This is a genomic window from Natranaerofaba carboxydovora, assembly GCF_022539405.1.
In the GTDB taxonomy this organism is placed as follows: Bacteria; Bacillota; Natranaerobiia; order Natranaerobiales; family Natranaerofabaceae; genus Natranaerofaba; species Natranaerofaba carboxydovora.
Genome location: NZ_CP054394.1, coordinates 2,496,932 through 2,518,699, shown reverse-complemented (window position 1 = coordinate 2,518,699; position 21,768 = coordinate 2,496,932). Strand labels below are relative to the sequence as shown.

Below are 21,768 nucleotides of genomic sequence, written 5' to 3'. Positions count from 1 at the left end.
TTAATAAAATTTGCTAATTAATATAGTAACGGCCGCTATTTAATGCGGCCGTTATGGTAAACTATGATCGCTTTTAATGGTCTATCTACCCATAAACATTAGAAGCCTGAAGATGCTCGCTCTCTACTTCAGCCAGTGCTTTAAAGACTTCTTTTATCCTTGGTTCAGGTGAGTTGTTAACTATTTCTAGATAATAATTCATGGCACGCTTTTCTCTTGAATGGGCTTCTTTAAAATTCTCTGCATCGCTTGGAGCGCAGTTTTCTACGGGAAGTTCTGGCTGTTCTATTCCTATCATCTCACAGATGAGTTCAGCATGTTCTGCCTCTTGTTTTTGTAGGCGTTTGAAAATAGCTTCTGTGAACTGGTTTTCAGCGCTTTTGGAACAGCAAAGATAAAAGGCAGCATTACTTAGCTCAAGTTTTATAGCATCCTGGCAGTAATTATAGCTCTGTTCACTCATATCTACCTGGCCGTGATTTATCCACTCGGCCCCGTTGATAAGGTGCTTACCTGCAACCCCGCAGTAAGGACACCTGTCTGGCCTCTCCTCTCCAAGGTATGTTTCACCGCATATTTGACATCTAAAAGGCTGCATATTCTTTGCCCTCCTCTTCTTATAATCCTCTGGTTTTATCCTTGAATGTCCTTGATCATCCATGAATATTCATGAATATATTCTTTTTAATTCTGTCTTTTATATTTTGCCTTTTTATTGTTAAAATATTCTAGAAAAATAATTTTGGAAAAAATCTTTCGGATTTGTACAAAATTTTCCCGTAACCAATTATTTTTAGAAGCGTCTTTACTTAAAACAAAGGTTATTTGTAGTCATAGAAACAAGTTTTTCTAATATTTTACTAACGAAGGCTTATTTATACTTTGCTAATGAAACTTATTTATAATGTAAGTTTTCTAATTTAACTTATTAATTTGACCCATTAATTTAATCATTATTTTAAATTATTTTAAATTGTTATTTTAAAATTTATTTTGGAGGTGGGAAAGATTTTTAGTGTTAACTCTAACAGTATTTATTTTCTCGCAATGTTATTTTTTATTTCCTTTATAATCTTACTATTCATTCACCCAAAATCAGCCCTTGGAGTGGAAATGGAAGATGACAAAGAAGGTTACGAAGAAAAGATAGAAGAAAAAAGCAGTCTAACACCAGAAGAGGCGATAGAAGTCATAAGAGAGATAATTCCAGGTGTGGATTCTTATGAGTTAGACGGGTTTGAGTATGATGAAGAAAGAAAAGAGTGGACTATATACTTGTTAGAAGAAACGAATATCTCGCCAGGAAGGTTTTTCGTGGTAGTTGATGACAAAGAGGAAATAGTAGTTAATTTTAATTATATGCCAAGATTTCAAGAAGAAAAATCAAGAGAAAAAGGGCCTCGCTATATCATGCGGGAAGAAGCTGAAGAAATCGCAAAAGATTTTTTGGAGCAGGTTTTTGAAGAACAGCTTATTCCCATTGGTATAGATAGTGAAGACTTTGTCCTAGAGCCTGGGCTAATAGATATAAGTGATACTTCCCATATGTATATAGACATGGAAAAACATCAGATAGACTTCGTCCAGTATGCATATGATTATCCAACCAATAATGCCATCAATCTAGCAGTAGATAGCAGGACGGGAGATATAGTCTCATATAATTTGAGTATAGACCGGGATTTAGAGTTTGAAGAGCCTAAAGATCTCATGGATAAAGAAAAGGCTAAGGACAAATTTGTCAAAAAAGGTGCTTCACTGACCTATACACCAGATCATGATACTAGCTATGGTGACAAAAAAGAAAACCAACAAGATGAAAAACTTCAAGTAGATGCACAAGTAGATGCAAATGAAATAGATGCAGAACAGGCAAACTCAGATAACTATCCTGCTAAACTTCTTTATAAGCCTATAGTGGAAGAAAAAGGCTATCTTCACGGAGAGTCAAAAGGGCTACTAGATATTGAAGGAAAGGTCCTTGAAGAAGACGAAATCACAAAAGAAACGCCCACTCCAGATGTAGAAAAAGGAGCACCTTCACCAGAGAAACTAGAAGAACTACTTACAAAAGAAGATGCAAAAGAGAAGGGAAAAGAGCTGTTAGATGATCTTGGAATGGGGGATGTTAGCTTTTCAGACATTAATGAACATACTTATGTCGCCACGGGAAGAGAGAGTAAGAAGTATCAGCTTCACTATATAAAGGAAAGTACTAATAGTGTTGAGACAGAAGTCAACACAGATATAGTACTTTCATTTGATCGCGACTACGGTTATGTTACAGACTTCATGCTGTCTTATTTTTGGTTAGAAAGTTTAGAAGGTATTGATGAGACAGACAAAAATGAAGACTTTGACAAAAAAGAACTCTCAAAAGAATATATAAAGGCTTTGGCTCCTGAGTATTATGAATATATAGAACTAGATAGTTCCCCGGAAGTTTACGAAATTGATAGTTATAATGATGATACAAACGAAATATATAGCTTTATGTATCAGATCAATGCCTATAACATACCTGTAGACAATAGTTATATAAGGCTTGAAATGTGTAAGGACACAGGAGATCTTTTGAGCTATGACCTAAGTATGCCAATCTTCAAAGATGATATACAAAAACCAGAAGATATAATCTCAGAAGAAAAAGCCCTTGAACTTTTTCTTGAGGATGCGGATATTAGTGTCGAATATCTAGGAGAAGAACCTGTGTTTAGATTTCATAACGATCAGGTAGAAGCTATTGATGCAAAAGAAAAATCTCCTAAAAAATCATTAAATTTTATAGAAAAAGTAAAATTCCCAGGAGATATAGAAGGTCATGAATTAGAAAAAGAACTAGAATGGCTAGCTTTCAAAGGGGTCTTAGTGCCTACTGAGACAGATAAACTAAAACCAGAAAAAAACCTAACAAGAAATGAAGCAAATAATTTAGTAAATCTACTAATTGACTACAGTTACAACGTAGATCATATAGAGCCGGGGATTATGCCCGAGATTGTAAATGAAGAAGATCCTCCTGAGGGAGAGGTTACCAGGATAGAGTTGATTGAGATGGTTGTAAGAGGATTAATAGATGGGAACGAGCTAGACTATGAAAAAGATGACTTTGATCTTGAAAAAGTATATAAAAATCCAGACAAAGAAGCTACTAGAGAGGACGCTGCAAGGTTGTTTAAAAAAATTGTCAACACAATTTAAATTATTTTAAACTTTTATATATTAGAAAGGTTTACAATAAATTCTATCGTATAAATCTTAATTGAAGAAAATTTTATATAGAAGGAGTGAAATTTAATCATGAAAAAATTGTTGATTCTTATGCTTGCTATGATGGTTACAACATTCATGGGATTTGCCGTAGGTTGTGAAGAAGAGCCGGCTAAGGAAGAAGACCCCAAAGAGGAAGAAGAAAAACTTGAAGAGGAAGAAAAAGAAGAAGAGGAAGAAGAAGCTGTAGATGAATTTGATGATGTAGCGCTAGAAAATGTTGAAGGTCTTATGGCAGAAGATAAAGACCTAGAAGATGGTGAATATGAAGGTAGTGCTGAAGGTTATGGAGGAGAGTTAGAAGTTCAGGTAGTGATTGAGGATGGAGGCCTTGAAGATGTTGAGGTCTTGCTTCATTCGGAGTCTGCGGCTGAGATGTTAGAAGTAGAAGAAGCTACGGAGGAAGTGCCTGCAAGAATAGTAGATGCCGGAGGAACAGACGGTGTTGATGGAATTTCAGGAGCAACTGAGACAAGTGAAGCCGTTGCTCTTGCTGTTGAAGATGCATTTGGAGCAGAGCCTATAGAAGATGAAGACGAAGATGACGAAGAAGCCGATGAAGAAGCCGATGAGGAAGAGGAAGAGACTTATACAGGAGTTGGGGAAGGCTATAACGATGACATAGAATTAGAAGTGACAATGGAAGAGGGACAAATTGTTGACATTCAAGTTCTAAGCCATGAAGAAACTGAAGACTTCTGGGATGGAGACGAAGCAAGTGCTGTGGAAACAATTGATGATATTATCGAAGAACAAAGCACAGATGTGGATACAGAGACAGGAGCGACTGGTGCAAGCGAAGGTATTGTAGAAGCAGTAGAAGACGCAGTCGGAGATGAAATTTAGATAGTTCGCATGATTTAGCAGCATAATAATATAAAGAAGATATGAGTTAAATGATATATATATCATTTATAATATTCTTGTCGCAGCTTTAGCTGTGACTTTTCTTTTTTTGAAAACTTTAAATCTAATAAAAGGTTTACAATGACAAAATGCCGAATAAATACAAACAAATAAATATAATGAGGTAGGCGGTCTATCAAAATGAAGAAAGAGCATAAATATAATTTCAATAAATATAAACTGTACTCCAAATTAAAATCAAATAAAATCAAATATTATCCGATTATCCTACTTATACTATTTGTATTATTTAGTTTTTCACCTCTTGCTAGAAGCTTTGATATAGAAGACCTCAAGGAAATAGGTGAAATAAAAGAATTAGACGATGTTGACAAAGAACTTCTCTCAGATTTGACAGAAGAAGAACAAAAGGTCCAGTCGGAGATATTTAACCTTTCAAGGGAGATAGAAAGCCTCGAAGAAGAACAAAAAACAATAGAAGAAGAGATAGATAAGACAAGAGAAGATCTAGAAGAAGCAAGGGCCCAAAAAGAAGAACAAGAAGAAGAACTTCAAGAACTAGAAGCAGAACTAAAAGAAGTGTTTAGGTCTTTTCAGAGGACAGGTCCTTTATCATATTTTGAGATGGTACTTGAAGCTGAAGACTTAAGAGATTTTCTTCGCCGTTTGAACGTGATAAAAGATGTTTTTTCAAATATTAATAACCTGTTTGGCGGATATATTGAAGAAAGAAACCAACTAGCCGAGATAGAAGAAGATATTACCGAAGAGCTATTAAGACAGTATGAGCTAGAAGAAGAGCTAGAAGAAAATATTGCCCAGGTCATGGACAAAAAAGAAGAACAGCAGGAAATCTTAGAAAGTGTGCAGGCAGAACTTCAGGATTTTGAAGAGCAGATGAACCGTTTGGAGACAATTTGGATAGAAAGAACCCGCCCCTTTTTGACAGAACTGGCCGCAGTTCTTGAGAGCTTTATTGAAGACCAAAGACTAGACGAAGACAAGATTGATATTAGTGGTACTTTTCTTAACCCGGTAGCGGAGCTGTCTGAAGAGAACTTCAACTCCTTTTTTGAAGAAGAAGAGGAGCTGCCGGATCTGTTTTTTGAATTCAAAGAAGATGAAGTGTTTTTAGAACTTCCCGGAGGAAACTTAACCTTCAAAGGTGAGATCGTCTCTGTAGGTGATACAGAGCTGTCTTTTGAAATTATGGAAGCAAGATTTTTTGATATATATCTTGGGGAACAAGTGATAGAAGAACTAACCAGAGATATTAACCTTGGCTTTGACTTTGCAGCAGAGATGGGAAGTTATCAAATTACAGAAGTTACAATGAAAGAAGGTAAGCTAGTGCTTGATATTGAAGCAACATTTTTTAGATGAGAAAAAAATGACAACTAAGTGAGTTTATATTGTGATATATTTTTGGGTGATAGTAAGGATTATGAGATTTTGGGGGAGGATGAAAAATTGATAAAAGCCAAAAGCCTGACTTTAGAATATGACAATCAAACAGTAGGTATTGAAAACTTAAACTTAAACATAGATAAAGGAGAAGTAGTCTTACTTCTTGGACCAAGCGGTGCGGGGAAGTCAAGCCTTCTAAAATTACTAATGGGGGCTAAGCTTCCTACGGATGGTGTATTAATGGTTGATGACCATAATATATCACCTGGCTCAAAGATTGATATCACAAAATTAAGGCAGATGATTTCACCTGTATTTCAGGACTTTAAGCTTTTGGAAGATAAGTCCGCCTTAGAAAATGTTATCCTTGGCCTTAGAGTACTAGGGCACACCCCTGGCAAAATGCAGGAAAAGAGTAAATCAGCCCTTGAAAAAGTCGGCCTTGGTGATAAATTGAACAATCCAATCAAGTTTCTCTCATATGGTGAACGTCAAAGAGTAGCTGTTGCAAGAGCAATAGCAAGGGATTCAAAGATTATCCTAGCAGATGAACCAACAGGAAACCTTGATGATGAAAATTCCCGCAGGATAATTAATCTGCTGGTTAACTTGGGAGATGAGGATAGGGTAGTGATAATCGCAACCCATGAAAGACATTTGGTTTCTGAGCTGAACCTAAGGACCCTTTACCTAGAAAACGGCAAATTAACTAAAGAAAGTGTGGTAACTGCTTGATGAAGATAATATTAATGAATATTAACTACTTCCTAAAAGAAAGCTTATCGGGTTTTAAAAGAAGCCCTCTGCTTAACTTGGCATCTATCGTAAGCATTGGACTTTCTCTTTTGATTTTGGCAGTTGTATTTGTCGGCTGGTGGTCAAGTGAAGAGATTATAACCCATATACAGCAGGATGCTGAGATGGCTATCTTTTATGATGAGGAACTAACTGATGAAGAGATCGCTAATTTAGAAGAGGTTATTTTGAACAAAGATGGAGTACTTGGGGCACGTCATGTTGACAGTGAAGAAGCATACCAGCAGATGGAAGTTATGATGGGTGATGAGATAGAAGTTTTGGCCCAGATGGGAGACAATCCTTTTGATCCTTTCTTCTCCACTAGTGTTGATCCGGATAGGCTACCAGAGCTAACAGATGAACTCTATCAAATATCAGGGGTTGACTATGTGAGAGATAATGAAGAGATAATTAGCCAGTTTCAGTCCTTATCTAACATGATAAGATATATAGGAGTCTTTTTGACACTGATAGTTGGGGTTACAACCATGATAATCACATCCCAGATTATTCGCCTCGGTATCCTATCAAAAGAATCCGAGATCAACATGCTTAGACTACTTGGAGCGGGAAAAGGGTTCATATCCCTACCCTTTGTTATTGAAGGTGTAATCCTTGGAGGTCTTGGCGGTGTTTTTGCTTCTGTTCTTAGCTTTGGGGTACTAAGTTATGGCCAGGGAATTATTACTGCTTCTGTGCCCTTTGTTCCTATACCTAATACGGCGGAGATTTTGCCCGCTGTAATATTTTTAGTAATTGTACTAGGGGTGGTCTTTGGTTTGGTTGGAAGTCTCTTGTCTTTGCGTTTTACAAAAGAAGAGAGGCTTTAAAAAGATCTAAAAAATCTACATAAAAACTACCCGCATTCATCTAGCAGATAGTTGGCTATTTATTAGATAACTCATTAGATAGCCAGCTATTATTTGCTAATATGCAGGTAGGTGTAGGTAGGAGTTTTATTAAATTATTATTATAAAAATCTTGACTATTCTGTCTTAAACTGAACTGCCAAATCACTTAGTTCTTTTGTTAGATTCGATAATTCTTTTGTTGCGTTTTTAATCTCATTTATCCCTTCGTTTTGTTCCTCCACACTGCTGGATATTTCTTCAGCACCTGAGGCGAATTCTTCTACTTTGCTAGTCGCTTCTTCTAGTTTAGTACCGGCTTCTTTGCTAGCGCTGTAAATATCATTGATTAATGAGGCTATTTCGTCAACTTGCTTTGAATTGTCCTGGTTTTCATTAATAATTTCGTCAAATTCATTTCGAGTCTTATTGCCAATATCTACTCCTTTTTTAACTTCTTCTGATGTTTTTGAAATCAAAGAAACTGTCTTTTTGGTATTTTCTCTTGTGTTGTTAATTAGCTTACTTACATTTTCGGTAGCTTCTTGTGACTGAGTAGCGAGATTATGTATTTCTTCTGCTACAACAGCAAAACCTTTGCCACTTTCACCTGCCCTTGCTGCTTCAATGGCTGCATTAAGCGCTAGAAGATTAGTTTGTTCTGCTATATCGCTTATTATCTCAAGTATATTAACAATCTGTTCTGAGTCTTTTTCTAAGTTTTTGGCTGCGCTATCAATGCTTTCAGTATAATCTTTGATACTGTTTATAGCATCTAAGTTTTCATCAACTACACTACTTCCGTTTTGGGCAGTTTCGATTACTTTTTTAGTGGATTCTTTTAGCCCTAAAGAATTTTCATAGACAGTATTAATATTATTGAAGATTTCGGTTATAGCCTGGGATGAATCGGAGATCTCTCTACTTTGTTCATCAGCGTTATTTGCAAGTTCATAGATGGTTGAGTTTATCTCTTCGCTTGACTCCCCGATCTGGTCTGTACTTGCAGCAAGCTGCTCACTGCTGGTGGAGATTCTTTCGGATGCTTCTTTAACTTCTGTAATAACTTTACACAAGTTAGCTGATGTACTGTTAAAAACTTCACATAAATGACCGAACTCATCTTTAGTATTAATATCCAAAGCATAAGAAAAATCATTAGTGCCAAGTCTGCTGCCATACTCTGTTAGAGAATCCAAAGGTTTTTTTAAAAAAAATCTGATAATTAAAAAAGCAATAAACCCAGCTAATATTAGTGCGACAAGGGCAGAAGAAATGTTTATTATAAGTGTCTCTTCAGTGAAACTTCGGGCAAATTCAATGAAAAATGTACGGGCAAAAGTAATTAGTATAAAAGCTGCAATAATCGATAGGGTTAGCTTAAACTGAAGCCCTTTGGTAAAATTGTTAACTTGCTTTACTTTGGTAGATGTGTAATTGCCTGACATAAAATAACCCTCCTTGTAGATAGATTAAAAAAATTAGCCAATTTAAAAAGCCCCCAAGATAGCAAGGGGGCTTTATTAACTGCAGCAAAGATACAAATTGGCAGTTATCACCAATATATCTTACAAAAGATGAATATAAAAACTCTTCATCTTTTGGCAGCCCGGCGATCATGGCAAAAAAAGCTTTAGACCCGTGGCTTTGCGTCCCTGACTTTCGTCAAGTTTGCCCCTTATTTTATGTAAAACTATATTAAATATTGCTTTTGTTAACTATGCACAGTGTAACATTTTAGTCACAATTAGTGCAAAAGCCCTACTTTTAACTAATTAAAAATAGGGCTTTTGCACTCCGTCATATAAGAGATTTTAAATTTTTTTGTATCGCTGGATAAATGATGTAATCGTGAAAAAATTATGAACTAATTGGACTAAAATGTGAATAGACTTTAATCTTAACTTTTTTGTTCTAAGCTTTACGCCGCAGATAAGTCAAATACCGCCAGATCTTTTCCATAGGGCCATGGCCATGTTTTTCGATCCAATACCTGCTAAATTCCGCCTGTAAAAAGAAAATTGGCAGGGCAATTAAAGGCACTAATAACTTAGGAAACTCATTATGAAGCCCAAGGTTAAAATCATAAAATAAAATTAGATATATAACACTGTGGGAAAGGTAATTTGTCAAAGTCATCTTACCAACAGCCCTAAACCTGTCAAAAATATAACTTTGACTGTACTGTTGATAAAGGATAACTATAAAAGTTACATAAAATATGCCAAGAGCAAGGTTAAATATATTTGTTGCAGGATCAACAAGGTATTCATCAGTAGTTTCATTAATAGCTAGAACTCCCCATGAAAGGGAAGATAATAAAACTACAATGAGGCTGTAGATAGATGTTCTGTATATATCATCAAACCTTTCGCTGGTTTTGGCATAGATACCTGATTTTCCGATATAAAGACCAATTAAGAATAAAAACAGATAATGAGGTACTTCTACAACAGTGTTTGCCAGTACATTTGAAAGGTTCTCAAATGTTATAGACAGGTTCTCGGCGTAGGTTGCAGTGTAGTAAGTGTCTATTAGAGATGATGATGTTGGCTGCAGCAGATAGTTGGTAAGGATCTCTGATGATAGATAGGCTTCAAAAAACATGTCCACAAAAAATAATCCTACAATCCAAAATTTAATACTTTTAAGATCCATATCGTAAAAAAATATCAGTAAATAAGCCGTTATTGCGTAAGCATGAAGAATATCAATATGCCAGAAAAAAGTCAGGTGTATAAACCCGAAAAAAAGCAAAATAGTCACCCTGCGTAAAAAAGTGACTTTAGAATTTTTTGGCTTGGCCATAAAAATATAAAAGCTAAGCCCAAAGAGCATAGAAAAAATAACATAGAAATTATTTAAGACGAAAATCTCATAAAAACTCACAGCATAGCTGTTAATATCTCCTATATTATGCGTAAACACCCCGACATTAGCTATTAATACTCCAAGCAGGGCAAATCCCCTAACAGCATCAACTACTTCTACCCTTTCTCCTAAAGACTGCAATATAAATGCCTCCAATATTAGCTAAGATCATCAGCATAAGAATACCTATGAAGTACTCTCTCATATAGAATATTATATATATAACTCTGTAAAATTTAAATGCTTAAAATGTAAATACTATGAAAACTACAGAAAAAATAGAGCTAGCAAAGGCATTGCTCTTAGGTAGTAGGGAAGTAGAGTGATCTAGAAAAAGTTTTTTTGAACCCTTGGTGTATAGCAAGGTTTATAGCTTCAATTTCATTTGCCAGATTGTACGCAAGTTTTCTTTCATTTCTTGAATTAAGAAACAAAAGCCCTCCTTCTCCTGCTGCATTGCCAATGGGTATTATTTTTTCTATGTCAACAGGGGGGAGGATGCCGGTGTTTATAAGATATTCTCTGTCAATGTGACTGCCAAGGGCACCTGCTACATAGATTCCATCCAAATCCTCTATAGATATATCCCTTTCCTTTAATGCTGTCATTATTCCAGCATTAATTGCCCCTTTAGCAAGCTGTATCTCAATGATATCCTGTTGAGTGATAGTGATTTCCGGGGAAATACTTAGAACGAAGGAAACCTCCCCATTATTATTTACATATCTATCTTCCAAAAGCTTTCTTATTTTAGTCGGCCATTCTTCAGGATTTTTTATTCTAGCGTTTTTTTCTACAATACCGTTTATCAAAAACTCGGAAATTGCAGAGACTATCCCCGTACCAGATATTCCAACAGGGTCAGATTCACCTATGACATCTAATTTTAAGGCATTAGTTTTGCTATTAGCATTTTTATTAATCTTTACTTCTCTAATTGCACCTTCTTTGACCCTCATACCATGTTTTATCTTACCTCCTTCAAATGCAGGCCCTGCAGCGGTTGAACATGTGATGATTTTTTCGTTATCAAAAATTATTATCTCCCCGTTTGTACCAATATCTATGATAGCCCATTTTCCTGCTTTTCTAAGACCATTCTTGTCCATCAATAAAGTCATAGTAACTGCTAAAGCATCTGCCCCAACAGTTGCAGATATTGAAGGAAGGACAATAATACTTGAATGGGAGGGTAGTATATTTAGTCCGACTTCTCTTGAATTCAATATAACCTGATGTTTGATAATAGGTTTATAGACCAGAGAATTAGTGTGGGTCGGCACAATGTCCAAAAACAAATGAAGCATAGTTGTGTTACCAACAACAACAGTCTCGTATATATATTCTTTGTTTACACCACTAATATGAATCAACCTATCTAATACTTTGTTGATAGATTTTAAAACAAGGTCTTGTAGGGTTTTGGAATTTTCCTTGTTTTCTACGGCATAATTAAGCCTTGAAATAATATCTCCGCCGTATGTTACCTGGAAGTTTAGCATAGAGTCGTACGAGAGAATTTCTTTTTTGTTCAGATCAGCAAGGTATCCTTTAACCCCGGTTGTACCAATATCTATTACTATACCATATTTTTTTCCTGTGGTATCACCTTTTTCAAAATTTATCACCCTATTGTTATTTTCTGTGTTTATGACTGCAGTAATTTCATCCTCAGTAAATATAGTCTCGGGTAGTTTTTGTAAAACATCAAGCCCAATATAACCCACATCTATGTCAGCTTTTAGGTCAGCCCTTTCTCTTAGAGGTTCAACTATCCTGTCAAACTCTGACGAATTAATTTCTTTAGACTCTAGTTCAAGCAGGCCATTTGTATCACTTAATTTAACCTTTAGCTTTTGGATATTGCTGTCAAGCTCTAGATTTTTAAGCCTTTGTATCTCTAGATCGTGCTGGACTTCTTTTTTTATTTGGTTTTTTAACTTGTTATTTATTTTGTTTGAGGTAGTCTTGTTTTTGTTATCCTTGTCATCTATAGTATCCTTAACTTCTATTATCATATCTTCCTGAACTTTTCTAATGCATGATAGAGTTATGCCCTCTTCTAGTTCTTTGTCTGTGAGATGCTTTTTCTCTGCCGGGTTGAATTGCTGGGTTATCGTAGGAGGAGGGCTTAATATTTTGACTCGGCACTTACCGCAGGTGCCTTTTCTGCCGCAGGTAGCCTCAACCATTACTCCCGCCTTGTCTAAGGCTTCAATGATGGTTTTTCCTTTGTTGATCTCTACTTCGATTTCCATAGGCACTATATAGACTTTTGCTTTATTATTTTTGTTAGTTTCAACCTCCATGATCTATCAACCTTTCATACTATGTTTTTTTGAACTCATTTTATCACCAGGTCCAGCTCCAAAGCCAGTGGTATGCAATCGTCTCATACTTCTCCCAGGCGTTTTTGATAGGTTCTTCATCACCAAGGATGTCTCCTATCTCTTCTTTCTTTACTTCCCAGGGTGTGATGACGGTTTTGTCAAGATTAGTATAGCCGTAATCTGCAAGGATGGATTTAATATCCTTTGACGGCGGGGCGGGAGATTTTACTTCTAACTTTTTGTTCTCATCTATAGTAGCATAAGCTTTCATTGTATCTATATAAGCCTTGAAGTTTTCGGGTTTTGTATCATAAGGAAAAGCACAGCCACCTGTGATAAGAAGCCCTCCATCTTGACCAATCTTTTCACAGAGGGTTTTGACCTTTTCTTTGACCTCCTCGGGAGAGCTTAGTATGAAAATGTTGTCATGGACTCCTCCGGCAATACACTGATGGCCGCCAAGGTCCTTATAAGCTTTGAAGATATCACCTTGATTATCAATGTCGCAGATGACACTTCCTTTGGGAAGTTCTCTGAAATGATGCCAGTTATAGCTCCAATCTCCCTCTAGATAACATCTTACCTGATAGCCTGCATCAATAAGTATTTGAAGTGTCTTTTTTAGACTTGGCCAGTAAAAGTTCTCAAACTGCTTAGGCGATAAAAAAGGAGTATTGCCCCGATGAAGGGGAACAAAGATAGGAAATTTTCTTTCTGGATCTGCACCCATAAGAGCTGTCCTAACCGTCTGGGGGACAAGCCAGTCACAAGCTTCTTTTACCTTGTCGGGACGGCGAAATAGGTCCATCATAATGCCATTAAGCCCTCTAAGACCATCGGCCAAAAAATCAAACGGCGCCAAAAAACCGCCTTTAAAAGGCTGTGGCATACCGCATTTGTTTTCAAGGGTTTGGGCTATTTGTGCATTTAACTTTAACTTATCCATGAAGGCCATTCCGCCCTTCAAGAAAGTTATGTAGCTCCTTGTAGAACCGCTTCTGTCATAATCATCCAGGGTTCTTGGAAGAATCCTGTCCATGAAAAACTCTACAGGATTATCCATGAAAAAATCGTACTCATCAGCCTTCATTCTCTCCTCTTCAATGTACTGGAATTGAGTATTGGGGGAGAGTTCTTTGCCTGGAAGCTTGTAAAAATTAGCTCCTACTGAATCAAGTAGAGGTCCCCAAACTCTACCGCCTGCTCTAAGTACATCTACCTCGGGGAAATCTTCGCAAAACTTAACCTGGGCATCGATTAACTTATCGCTTTCGTAGATTGTTTCCTGCTTGGAATACCCAGCATAAATTTCGGCATAATAATTAGAACCTGTTGCCCCTATTGGGAGTCTGTCTGGAGTTTCTAACCTGCAGGTCGCCTGGTAGCGTGCAAGCCTTTTTTCATAATCATTCATTTCTTTTCCCTCCTTTAGAAGCAGGAAGCAGTGGAAGCAGTGGGAAACAGTGGGGACGGTTCTCCTGCTCCTGTTTCTTTTTATGCACTTCCTATCATTCCTTAGAGTTTCAAAATATTTATCTTAATATTACACGTAAGGGGTAAGCAGGGGTAAGCAGGAGAACCGTCCCCCTGCTTACCCCTTACGCATCAGCGAAGTTAAAGTCAAAATCTTTAGTTTCAAGGATTAATGATACCAAAATACCAATAACAAGAGACCATAAAGGTGCTCCGATGTTTAACAGCTCTATCTCTGAAGCGGCGATCAAGAAGGCAAACAAAGCTCCGATTGTATGGCCTCCTGTGCCAAAAGCATTGCCAAAAGTACTTACAAGGACTTTGAGAAGTGCTAGTCCCGCAATTATATTGATGAAAAATGGAGGCATGATCTCAAATAGTGTAACCAAACTTCCATAGAAAGGTGCAGCTGCCATCCAGATCAAACCGACAAGAACAGCAGAAACCCAGCGTTTATCAAGTTTACCTGCTTCAGGTGATGATGTTATCGCTGTCATCGGTGCTGCTATACAGGTGTTATGAAGATTGAAAAATGCCGATACCATTGTGCCGATACCATTTGCTGCAGTGATCCCATTGGCGGGGGATTTTTTGTAACCTGCAGCCTTTAAAAGCCCAACACCTGCAGGGGTTTCAACACCTACAAGAATTATTGTTAAAGGAATACCGTATGACAGAATAACTGATATATCAAACTCAGGTACACTGAATCTAGGGTAGTTAGTCATCAAGCTAACTCCTGTAAAATCAACACCAACTATAAACATATAAATAACTCCGGTAATTAGTGCCCCGACTATAGCAGGGAATTTTGGATAAAATCTTTGTATCAATAGATAAGTTCCTATCATTAAAGCTGCTGGTAAAAAAGAATCCTCCAAAGGTGTCACAAGGTCTAGTCCAAAGCTTAAAAGTATACCGCTTATCATTCCCATAACAATTGGCGTAGGTGTAAAACGCATTATCTTACCCATAGCCCCAGAAAATCCAATCAAAAATGCTAAAAATCCAGCTACCAGTGTCCCGCCCAAAGTTGGTGCAAGACCTGCATTGGCAACAAAAGCAACAAAGAGAAACACTCCTGGGAATGAGTTAGCCATAGGCAAGGGTTGTCTGTAGTATGATGCAACTAATACACCGAATAGTCCGTTGATAAAATAAAGGGCAGTAACCCATATCATTGTAAAATCCGACGGCAGACCTACCGAGTTTGCAGCACTGATATGAACCACACCTGCACTAAGCCCAAATATAGCAGCTACAATACCTGCTCCTAAATTATGCCTATCAAAATCATTTTTTAAATCCCTTAAAGTGTTTTTAAAACCTACTCCTTTTTCAATCATTTATCTTTTTCACCACCTTTAGAATTTTCGGACATGTAAGATGTAGTAAGCAGTGTTTTAGTATAGACAAGCATACATCAGTATTATAACTTATAGCTGGAAACTTGTATATACATTTACGCAACATTTATTTTAACTATTACAACTGTAATCACCAAATAAAATATTGAAAACACGTTATTCCCCTATATAATTAACTTAGTGTCTTTCTTGACAAATAACCAAACCTGCTGTATGCTTGTATATACAGGTACCTGTTTATACATTGATTTTTAATATTTTGTAATATTTCAAACTGAAAGGAGAGTTAAAGTCTATGGACGAAAAGCAAAAAAGAATGACTTTTGGTGCCATCGGTGTAATTATCGGACTAATAATTGCATTTTTACCACCACCAGAAGGCCTTGACCAACAGGGTATGCTTGTTCTTGGTATTTTTGCCGGTGCAATCATATTCATGGCTTTAGATGTTTTTCCTGAGTGGATCTCGCTTTTACTAATGGCCTTTTTATTCGTTGCAGTTGCAGATATACCGATTGGCACAGCATTTGATGGATTTTCTAGCCCAGTAGGTTGGTTAACAATTGCTGCTTTAACACTAGCTACTGCGCTTAGGGTGACTAACTTTGCCCAGCGGCTTGCATTATGGATGTTGAAGGTACTGCCGGGTAACTATTTTGGACAATCTTTAGCCCTTGTAATCGGTGGTATATTCTTAAGTGCTGCTGTTCCATCATCAGCGCCAAGAAATACCGTTATTACACTTCCTACTATGGGTATCTCAAAGGCCTTTGGTTTTGCAGATCAATCCAAAGAAAGTACAGGCCTTGGTATGAGCGCCTATACAGGAGCAAGTGTACTTGGAAACGTAGCTTTCTTGACTGCTTGCGGTTCTCAGGTTGCTATCTACGGTATGCTTCCAGAACATGTTCAGGCTGATGTGCCATGGGCACTGTGGACATTATATGCACTGCCTCTAGTGATTATCTTGTTTGCAGCGATGGTACCCCTTCTTAACAAGATGTATTCACCGGATTCAAAGGCAGAAGTTTCTAAAGAATACGTTGAAGAACAACTGAAAGAAATGGGACCAATGGGTAAAAAGGAAAAAACAGCTGCAATAATTGCCCTTGTAACAGTTTTGGCCTGGCTGTCAGGTATAGTTACAGGACTAGATGAAGCAATGGTTGCAATCGGTGCAATGGTAGCAATTCTAGTGTTTAATGTTTTAGAACCACCCGAATTTATAAGCAAAGTACCATTTCATCTATGGTTCTTGGTGTCAATTATTCTTGGTATTTCACCAACCCTTGCAAGTGTAGAAGTTGACGAATGGATTGCTTCAATCTTGATACCACTGCTTGAGCCATTACTATACAGTCCATATGTATTTTTACTTGCATTCTTCTTTGTAGCATTACTACTACGACTAATCATACCATCACTAAGTGTACCAGGGATCTTATTAATTACTTCACTAGGTGGAGTTGCAGAATCAGCAGGAATAAGCCCATTCGTACTACTACTTGTATACGTTCTAGTAAGTAATCACTGGCTAATGCCCCACCTAAACCCAACAAGATATCTAATTATGTACTCAGTATCAGAAGGAACACTATTTACTCACAAACAAGCCAGACCATTTGCATTCTTATATCTAGCAATAGCACTAATCGCAGCAATGGTTACAATTCCTTACTGGCAGTTGATGGGATTAATTCAGTAATTTAGTTCAATTAACCATAACCATAGATTTGCTAATATTTCAATTAAAACTTTGGAAATGATGCCTTAGATTAAAATGTATTCAAATCTTGCCTGCTTCTTTTTATAATCTCACTAAAAGGGGCAGGCTTATTTATTGTCAAAATCAAATAATTATGCTAATTTTTTATTACCTAAAAATATTATATTAGAAATTACATTAAATAATAAAAGGACAAGTGTTTTTTTCAATATATAATATACGAAGGGACAAATATTTATAAAATGTGGGGGGATTATTTATGGAGAACAATGTTACTACAATGTGCATGACAAGCCTACCTTTGTTTGAAGGTTTGTCTGCAAAAGAAAAAAACGTAATCCGCCAACTAGCAGAGAAAAAGTACTTAAAAAAAGGAGAAGTGTTATTCTACCAGGACGAAAACGCTGACGCTTTGTACTTGATCAAAAAAGGAAGGCTAAAGCTAAGTAGGATTTTTCCCGATGGAAGAGAGATAGCAATTGGCTTTACCGGTACAGATGAGGTGTTAGGACAGGACGCACTGTTTAGAGACAACAGTCAAGTCGCTACTGCAACGGCTGTGGAGGATGCTTTTGTCTGCTACTGTACCAAAGAACAGTTTGAAAGAGCAGTCCAAAAATCGCCCCAACTAGCCATGAAAATAATAGCTAACCTGGGTAAAAAACTTCACGAAACAACCTCCTGGGTAAGCTCTCTTGCAGCAGGTGATGTGAAGTACAGGCTTGTCTCCCTTCTTGAGAGGCTATCAGAAGAATATGGGCGTTATGAAGGAGATAGGCTAAAATTAGATGTAAAACTGACCCATCAGGAACTGGCTGATTTCATCGGTTCATCAAGGGTGATGGTAACCAATATCCTAAAACAGCTTCCGGGTGTTGAAGCTAAAGGAGGTATCATCTGGATCGAAGATCCATCGGTGCTAACCTGTGAGTTAGATGGGCTAGAAGAAATGGTAGAATAAGTCGAATAAAATACAACAAATTATATGATAACTTGATCACTAGTTTTGTCAAAAAAGAGCTGCCCAAAAAAGTTACAAGGTGATTTTGGGCAGCAGCTTGTTGTGGAACTATACTATAACCTGAGGTAGGAGGTTATAGTATTAGGTGGTAAGGGTTCTGATGGTCAGTTTTTTTAAAAGTTTGCTCTTTCTACTATTGTATCAGCTACCTCTTCTGGTCCATTAAATGGGAAATCATCTTCTGTTAATAATTTACCTGCTTCACCTGCTGTTACTTCAACATCACCGCATTTGCAGGTAGTATCAGCACCTTCTGGGAAGGCGTTTAAGAGCTCTTCTGGGGTGTTAATCGGGAAGTTAGCATCCTTGATAGCACCACAAATTTGATTTCTGATCTCTTCTTTTACTGTCATAAAAAACTCCCCCTTTTGAATTAGTTTTGGTTAAAACCTTGTCTTTAGGCTTGGTTTAGGTGTCATTTTAGACTATAGGGGGGAGTTTTTGCTGTAAAATATTTTACAATCTCGTAACTTTTTTCACAAATTAAACTTACAGTACTCAATAACACCTTATCTTGTAATCTTTAGCTTCTGCTTCTATAATCCTTTATAAACCTCATGCCAAATTTATCCCTACCGAGGACAAGATCTGTTGCAAGAACGTACTGGCGAACCTTTTTGGCATCAACAATAGGGCAGGTAAGCCCAGCATAGATGGCAGTTGATAAGAAAGCACCTGTGATTAGATGGTTTTCTGGCATTCCAAAGGCTATGTTACTTGCTCCTACGGTTATGTTTGCCCCATATCTTTTTCTTGTCTCTTCAATGGTCTCTAGAGCGGCGAGGCCTGCTGTATCATCTGTACTTACAGCAAGGGCAAGGCAGTCTATAATTATATCTTCGTGAGGAATTCCTTCTTTGGTAGCTCTATCAAAAATCTTATCAACAACCTTTAAGCGCTTGTCAGCTTTAGCTGGAATTCCTTCTTCATCATGGGGAAGTGCGATTATAGCAGCGTTATGTTCTTTTACCAGGGGAAACATTATATCCATTGACTTTTCTTCACCGGTTACAGAGTTTATAAGGGCTTTTCCTTTGTAAACTTCAAGCGCTTTGGCGATTGCGTCAGGGCTAGAGCTATCGATACAGATAGGAAGATCAACAGTCTCCTGGACAAGCTTAACAGCCTCAGGAAGCATAGCCATCTCATCGACACCTGCTGCACCTACGTTAACATCAAGAATATCTGCTCCCGCTTCTGTTTGTTCTTTTGCTTCTTTTTCTACTATGGAGAGGTCTTTATCCTGCAGAGCTTTGCTTAGCTTTTTCTTACCCGTAGGGTTAATTCTTTCTCCTATTAGAGCTGTCTGGTTTTCAAAACTTATTTCTATCTCTTTTTTTTCACTGCTTATTTTGGTTTTTAACATTTTTACCATATTTTCGAATTAAGCCTCCTTCTTTTCTTTTTCTTAGGATCTTCTCAAAAATTTTCAGTTACCAATTCTACAACAATGTTAATTAATAAGGAGGCAGCCAAAAGGCTTGGCCGCCTCAAAAATGAAACCTGTTAGCTTTAAAAGTGGGTTTAAGAATTACTTAGCTTTGAGTTATAATCTCTCTACAAATTTCCACTCCGGATGATGCGTCCTGTGCGTAATAATCTGCTCCGCAGTATTCTTTAACCTGCTCATCTGTTGGTGCTCCACCAATAATAATTTTTACCTGATCTCTAAGTCCTGCTTCTTCTATAGCGTCTATTACCTTTTTCATCTCAGGGAAGGTGGAGTTAAGTAGAGCACTAAGCCCTAATACCTTGGTTCCTGTTTCCTTGACCTTCTCTACAAACTTTTCTGGAGGAACATCTACTCCCATGTCAATTACATCAAAACCGCTGCCTTTTAATAGGTTGATTACGATGTTTTTACCGATATCGTGGATATCGTCTTTCACGGTACCAATTACTACTACGTTTTCACCAGTTACTTCTTCTTCCTCTGCAGTATCTTCAAGTTTATCATCAAGTTTAGCCATTATTTCCTTGAAAATCTCACCTGAGAACATTAGCTCACTGATGAAATATTTGCCTTCGGAATAAAGATTACCTACTTCGATCATTCCTTCGTTACACTCTTTTATTATTCCCATTGGGTCTTCATTGTTTGCAAGTTTCTCATCAATTATCTCAAAAATCTTCTTTTCATCTAACTCTGCTACTGCCTTTGCCAGATCAGTTTTACTCATACCTTAATACCTCCAATCATTTAATTAGAAAAATATATAACTAAAATTAAGCTGCTAAACTACTAAACTAACAAACTAAATCCTTACTTTGTAATAGTACCAGCTAAATTGTAATACACTGATGTTTACATTAACCACTGCCAAAGCCAGTTATAGCCCATTTTTTCAAGCATTTCCCACGGCTCTTTGATAAGCTCCTCATCACCAGTTATGCCGCCAAGTTCTTCTTTTTTGGTCTCCCACGGGGTAAGGATACGCTTTTTGGTAAGGGTGTTTTTGCCCTCTGGTGGAGTGATTGGTTCAGGCTTTAGTGACTCATCATAGAAGCCGTACTCCATAGCAGCTTCGATCATTGCCTTGTAGTTTTCAGGTTTTGTATCGTATGGAATATTACAGCCTCCATTTAGGATATATCCACCATCTTGCCCTACAGTCTCACAGAGCCACTTAACTCTTTCTCTCATCTCATCTGGAGAGCCAAGGATGAACATGGAGCTTGGTATACCACCAGCAATACACTGATAGCCTGCAAGATCCTCTTTTGCCTTAACTATATCTGCTTGATCGTCGATATCTAGAAGAACTTTTCCTTTTGGTAGTTCTCTTAAGTGGTGCCAGTGCTGGGTCCAGTCTCCCTCTAGATAAGCTCTTACTGTATAGCCTGCTTCTATTAATATCTCTAGCACTCTCTTGAATGATGGCCAGTAGAATCTCTCAAACTGCTTTGGCGATAAGAAACAAGCTTTATGGGTTGGTACAAAAATTGGATAGCGTTTGAATGGGTCTGCTGTTGATAGGGCAAACCCGGCCATCTCTTCTGTTAGTACTTCGCAGGCTTTTTCTACTTTTTCTGGTTGTCTGTACATGTCGATGGATATTCCTTGAAGCCCTCTAAGTGCATCTGAAAGTGCATCAAAAGGTGCCAAAAAGGCTCCTGTCATAGGCTGAGGCATCCCGCACTCTTGTTGCAGGGTGATGGAGCGGTTCTTCATAATTTCGCCCATCTTCATCTGCGCCATACCTGCCTTTAGCCATGCCATGTAAGAGCGGGGAGAACCTCTATCTTCCATCTCCGTAAACATTCTTGGAAGGACTTTGTCTATTAAATATTCTCCAGGGTTGTTTATAAGGTCGTCGTACTCGTCTGCCTTCATGTATTCTTCTTCAATGAACTGGAACTGGATGTCCGGATCTAGCTCCCTACCGGGGAACTTGTATGTTTTACTACCTACAGTATCCTGCAGGGGAGCCCAGAGTCTGTTATTTCTAAGCACATCGACTTCCGGGAAATCTTTGATAAAATCCTTTTCAGCCTGAAGCCACTTTTCTGGGTCATAGATTATCTCCTGTTTAGTACAGCCTGAATAAACTTCGGCGAAGTAATTACTTCCTGATGCTATAGGTATCCTATCAATGGATTTAAGTGCGATTGCGTTCTGGTAGCGCCCAAGGCGTTCGTTATAAAGCTTTTTAAGATCTTCTGTCATTAATAAAACCTCCTTCAGGTATTAACATAAACCAGTTTTAGTTTTAGAATCTCAATAAATGAAAGAAATAATACATTTGGATAAATATACTTGAAATCACCTCCTAGAAAAATACCCAGAGTA

General features: G+C 37.5%; 17 protein-coding genes and 1 riboswitch. Of the genes, 7 read left to right on the top strand and 10 right to left on the bottom strand.

Annotation, left to right across the window (positions count from 1 at the left end; all coding sequences use genetic code 11):
* Nucleotides 1-85: 85 nt before the first annotated feature.
* Complete coding sequence (locus ACONDI_RS11920; protein ID WP_241078771.1) at nucleotides 86-598, bottom strand: ferritin family protein; 513 nt, start codon at nucleotides 596-598, stop codon at nucleotides 86-88.
* A gap of 515 nt (nucleotides 599-1,113) precedes the next feature.
* On the opposite strand from ACONDI_RS11920, the gene ACONDI_RS11915 reads away from it, so the two are divergent.
* From ACONDI_RS11915 to ACONDI_RS11895, 5 genes are all read left to right on the top strand, one after another.
* Nucleotides 1,114-3,201 carry a YcdB/YcdC domain-containing protein gene (locus tag ACONDI_RS11915; protein WP_241078770.1) on the top strand — a complete coding sequence of 696 codons (2,088 nt, stop codon included), beginning with the start codon at nucleotides 1,114-1,116 and terminating at the stop codon, nucleotides 3,199-3,201.
* 99 nt (nucleotides 3,202-3,300) lie between these two features.
* A complete protein-coding gene (locus ACONDI_RS11910) occupies nucleotides 3,301-4,116 on the top strand; it encodes an FMN-binding protein (protein ID WP_241078769.1) in 816 nt (271 codons plus the stop codon).
* Nucleotides 4,117-4,317: 201 nt separating this feature from the next.
* On the top strand, nucleotides 4,318-5,520 hold the full coding sequence (locus tag ACONDI_RS11905; RefSeq protein WP_241078768.1) for a coiled-coil domain-containing protein: 1,203 nt from the start codon (nucleotides 4,318-4,320) through the stop codon (nucleotides 5,518-5,520).
* Between the two features lie 87 nt (nucleotides 5,521-5,607).
* Entirely contained in the window at nucleotides 5,608-6,279 is a 672-nt protein-coding gene (locus ACONDI_RS11900) for a cell division ATP-binding protein FtsE (protein ID WP_241078767.1), read from the top strand.
* Complete coding sequence (locus ACONDI_RS11895) at nucleotides 6,279-7,172, top strand: cell division protein FtsX (RefSeq protein ID WP_241078766.1); 894 nt, start codon at nucleotides 6,279-6,281, stop codon at nucleotides 7,170-7,172. Before ACONDI_RS11900 ends, ACONDI_RS11895 begins: the two co-directional genes overlap by 1 nt.
* Before the next feature lie 155 nt (nucleotides 7,173-7,327).
* On the opposite strand, the gene ACONDI_RS11890 is transcribed toward ACONDI_RS11895, so the two are convergent.
* The 5 genes from ACONDI_RS11890 to ACONDI_RS11870 all read right to left on the bottom strand — a co-directional run bounded on the left by ACONDI_RS11890 (nucleotide 7,328) and on the right by ACONDI_RS11870 (nucleotide 15,210).
* Nucleotides 7,328-8,638, bottom strand: coding sequence for a methyl-accepting chemotaxis protein (locus ACONDI_RS11890; RefSeq protein WP_241078765.1), 1,311 nt, complete (start codon nucleotides 8,636-8,638; stop codon nucleotides 7,328-7,330).
* 152 nt (nucleotides 8,639-8,790) lie between these two features.
* Nucleotides 8,791-8,876, bottom strand: a riboswitch (cyclic di-GMP riboswitch).
* A 228-nt stretch (nucleotides 8,877-9,104) separates the two neighbouring features.
* Nucleotides 9,105-10,202 carry a DUF418 domain-containing protein gene (locus tag ACONDI_RS11885; RefSeq protein WP_241078764.1) on the bottom strand — a complete coding sequence of 366 codons (1,098 nt, stop codon included), beginning with the start codon at nucleotides 10,200-10,202 and terminating at the stop codon, nucleotides 9,105-9,107.
* A 161-nt stretch (nucleotides 10,203-10,363) separates the two neighbouring features.
* Nucleotides 10,364-12,370 (bottom strand): ASKHA domain-containing protein, encoded by a 2,007-nt coding sequence (locus tag ACONDI_RS11880; protein ID WP_241078763.1) that lies wholly within the window; start codon nucleotides 12,368-12,370, stop codon nucleotides 10,364-10,366.
* Between the two features lie 43 nt (nucleotides 12,371-12,413).
* On the bottom strand, nucleotides 12,414-13,805 hold the full coding sequence (locus ACONDI_RS11875; RefSeq protein ID WP_241078762.1) for a uroporphyrinogen decarboxylase family protein: 1,392 nt from the start codon (nucleotides 13,803-13,805) through the stop codon (nucleotides 12,414-12,416).
* A gap of 184 nt (nucleotides 13,806-13,989) precedes the next feature.
* Entirely contained in the window at nucleotides 13,990-15,210 is a 1,221-nt protein-coding gene (locus ACONDI_RS11870) for a benzoate/H(+) symporter BenE family transporter (RefSeq protein ID WP_241078761.1), read from the bottom strand.
* Nucleotides 15,211-15,526: 316 nt separating this feature from the next.
* Here ACONDI_RS11870 and ACONDI_RS11865 point away from each other — a divergent pair, with 316 nt between their 5' ends.
* Nucleotides 15,527-16,936 carry an SLC13 family permease gene (locus tag ACONDI_RS11865; RefSeq protein WP_241078760.1) on the top strand — a complete coding sequence of 470 codons (1,410 nt, stop codon included), beginning with the start codon at nucleotides 15,527-15,529 and terminating at the stop codon, nucleotides 16,934-16,936.
* Nucleotides 16,937-17,216: 280 nt separating this feature from the next.
* Nucleotides 17,217-17,918, top strand: coding sequence for a Crp/Fnr family transcriptional regulator (locus tag ACONDI_RS11860; RefSeq protein ID WP_241078759.1), 702 nt, complete (start codon nucleotides 17,217-17,219; stop codon nucleotides 17,916-17,918).
* Between the two features lie 173 nt (nucleotides 17,919-18,091).
* Here the strand turns inward: ACONDI_RS11860 and ACONDI_RS11855 are convergent, their stop codons facing one another.
* From ACONDI_RS11855 to ACONDI_RS11840, 4 genes are all read right to left on the bottom strand, one after another.
* Nucleotides 18,092-18,331, bottom strand: a complete 240-nt coding sequence (locus ACONDI_RS11855; protein ID WP_241078758.1) for an MTH865 family protein — start codon at nucleotides 18,329-18,331, stop codon at nucleotides 18,092-18,094.
* A 170-nt stretch (nucleotides 18,332-18,501) separates the two neighbouring features.
* Complete coding sequence (locus ACONDI_RS11850) at nucleotides 18,502-19,353, bottom strand: dihydropteroate synthase (protein ID WP_241078757.1); 852 nt, start codon at nucleotides 19,351-19,353, stop codon at nucleotides 18,502-18,504.
* 160 nt (nucleotides 19,354-19,513) lie between these two features.
* Entirely contained in the window at nucleotides 19,514-20,158 is a 645-nt protein-coding gene (locus tag ACONDI_RS11845) for a cobalamin B12-binding domain-containing protein (protein ID WP_241078756.1), read from the bottom strand.
* Between the two features lie 125 nt (nucleotides 20,159-20,283).
* Nucleotides 20,284-21,645 carry a uroporphyrinogen decarboxylase family protein gene (locus tag ACONDI_RS11840; RefSeq protein ID WP_241078755.1) on the bottom strand — a complete coding sequence of 454 codons (1,362 nt, stop codon included), beginning with the start codon at nucleotides 21,643-21,645 and terminating at the stop codon, nucleotides 20,284-20,286.
* Nucleotides 21,646-21,768 lie beyond the last annotated feature (123 nt).

What these genes read in the sequence shown, in the direction of transcription:
- ACONDI_RS11920 (WP_241078771.1), bottom strand. Translation starts at nt 598, where the DNA reads ATGCAGCCTTTTAGATGTCAAATATGCGGTGAAACATACCTTGGAGAG.
- ACONDI_RS11915 (WP_241078770.1), top strand. Translation starts at nt 1,114, where the DNA reads ATGGAAGATGACAAAGAAGGTTACGAAGAAAAGATAGAAGAAAAAAGC.
- ACONDI_RS11910 (WP_241078769.1), top strand. Translation starts at nt 3,301, where the DNA reads ATGAAAAAATTGTTGATTCTTATGCTTGCTATGATGGTTACAACATTC.
- ACONDI_RS11905 (WP_241078768.1), top strand. Translation starts at nt 4,318, where the DNA reads ATGAAGAAAGAGCATAAATATAATTTCAATAAATATAAACTGTACTCC.
- ACONDI_RS11895 (WP_241078766.1), top strand. Translation starts at nt 6,279, where the DNA reads ATGAAGATAATATTAATGAATATTAACTACTTCCTAAAAGAAAGCTTA.
- ACONDI_RS11890 (WP_241078765.1), bottom strand. Translation starts at nt 8,638, where the DNA reads ATGTCAGGCAATTACACATCTACCAAAGTAAAGCAAGTTAACAATTTT.
- ACONDI_RS11880 (WP_241078763.1), bottom strand. Translation starts at nt 12,370, where the DNA reads ATGGAGGTTGAAACTAACAAAAATAATAAAGCAAAAGTCTATATAGTG.
- ACONDI_RS11875 (WP_241078762.1), bottom strand. Translation starts at nt 13,805, where the DNA reads ATGAATGATTATGAAAAAAGGCTTGCACGCTACCAGGCGACCTGCAGG.
- ACONDI_RS11870 (WP_241078761.1), bottom strand. Translation starts at nt 15,210, where the DNA reads ATGATTGAAAAAGGAGTAGGTTTTAAAAACACTTTAAGGGATTTAAAA.
- ACONDI_RS11865 (WP_241078760.1), top strand. Translation starts at nt 15,527, where the DNA reads ATGGACGAAAAGCAAAAAAGAATGACTTTTGGTGCCATCGGTGTAATT.
- ACONDI_RS11860 (WP_241078759.1), top strand. Translation starts at nt 17,217, where the DNA reads ATGGAGAACAATGTTACTACAATGTGCATGACAAGCCTACCTTTGTTT.
- ACONDI_RS11855 (WP_241078758.1), bottom strand. Translation starts at nt 18,331, where the DNA reads ATGACAGTAAAAGAAGAGATCAGAAATCAAATTTGTGGTGCTATCAAG.
- ACONDI_RS11850 (WP_241078757.1), bottom strand. Translation starts at nt 19,353, where the DNA reads ATGGTAAAAATGTTAAAAACCAAAATAAGCAGTGAAAAAAAAGAGATA.
- ACONDI_RS11845 (WP_241078756.1), bottom strand. Translation starts at nt 20,158, where the DNA reads ATGAGTAAAACTGATCTGGCAAAGGCAGTAGCAGAGTTAGATGAAAAG.
- ACONDI_RS11840 (WP_241078755.1), bottom strand. Translation starts at nt 21,645, where the DNA reads ATGACAGAAGATCTTAAAAAGCTTTATAACGAACGCCTTGGGCGCTAC.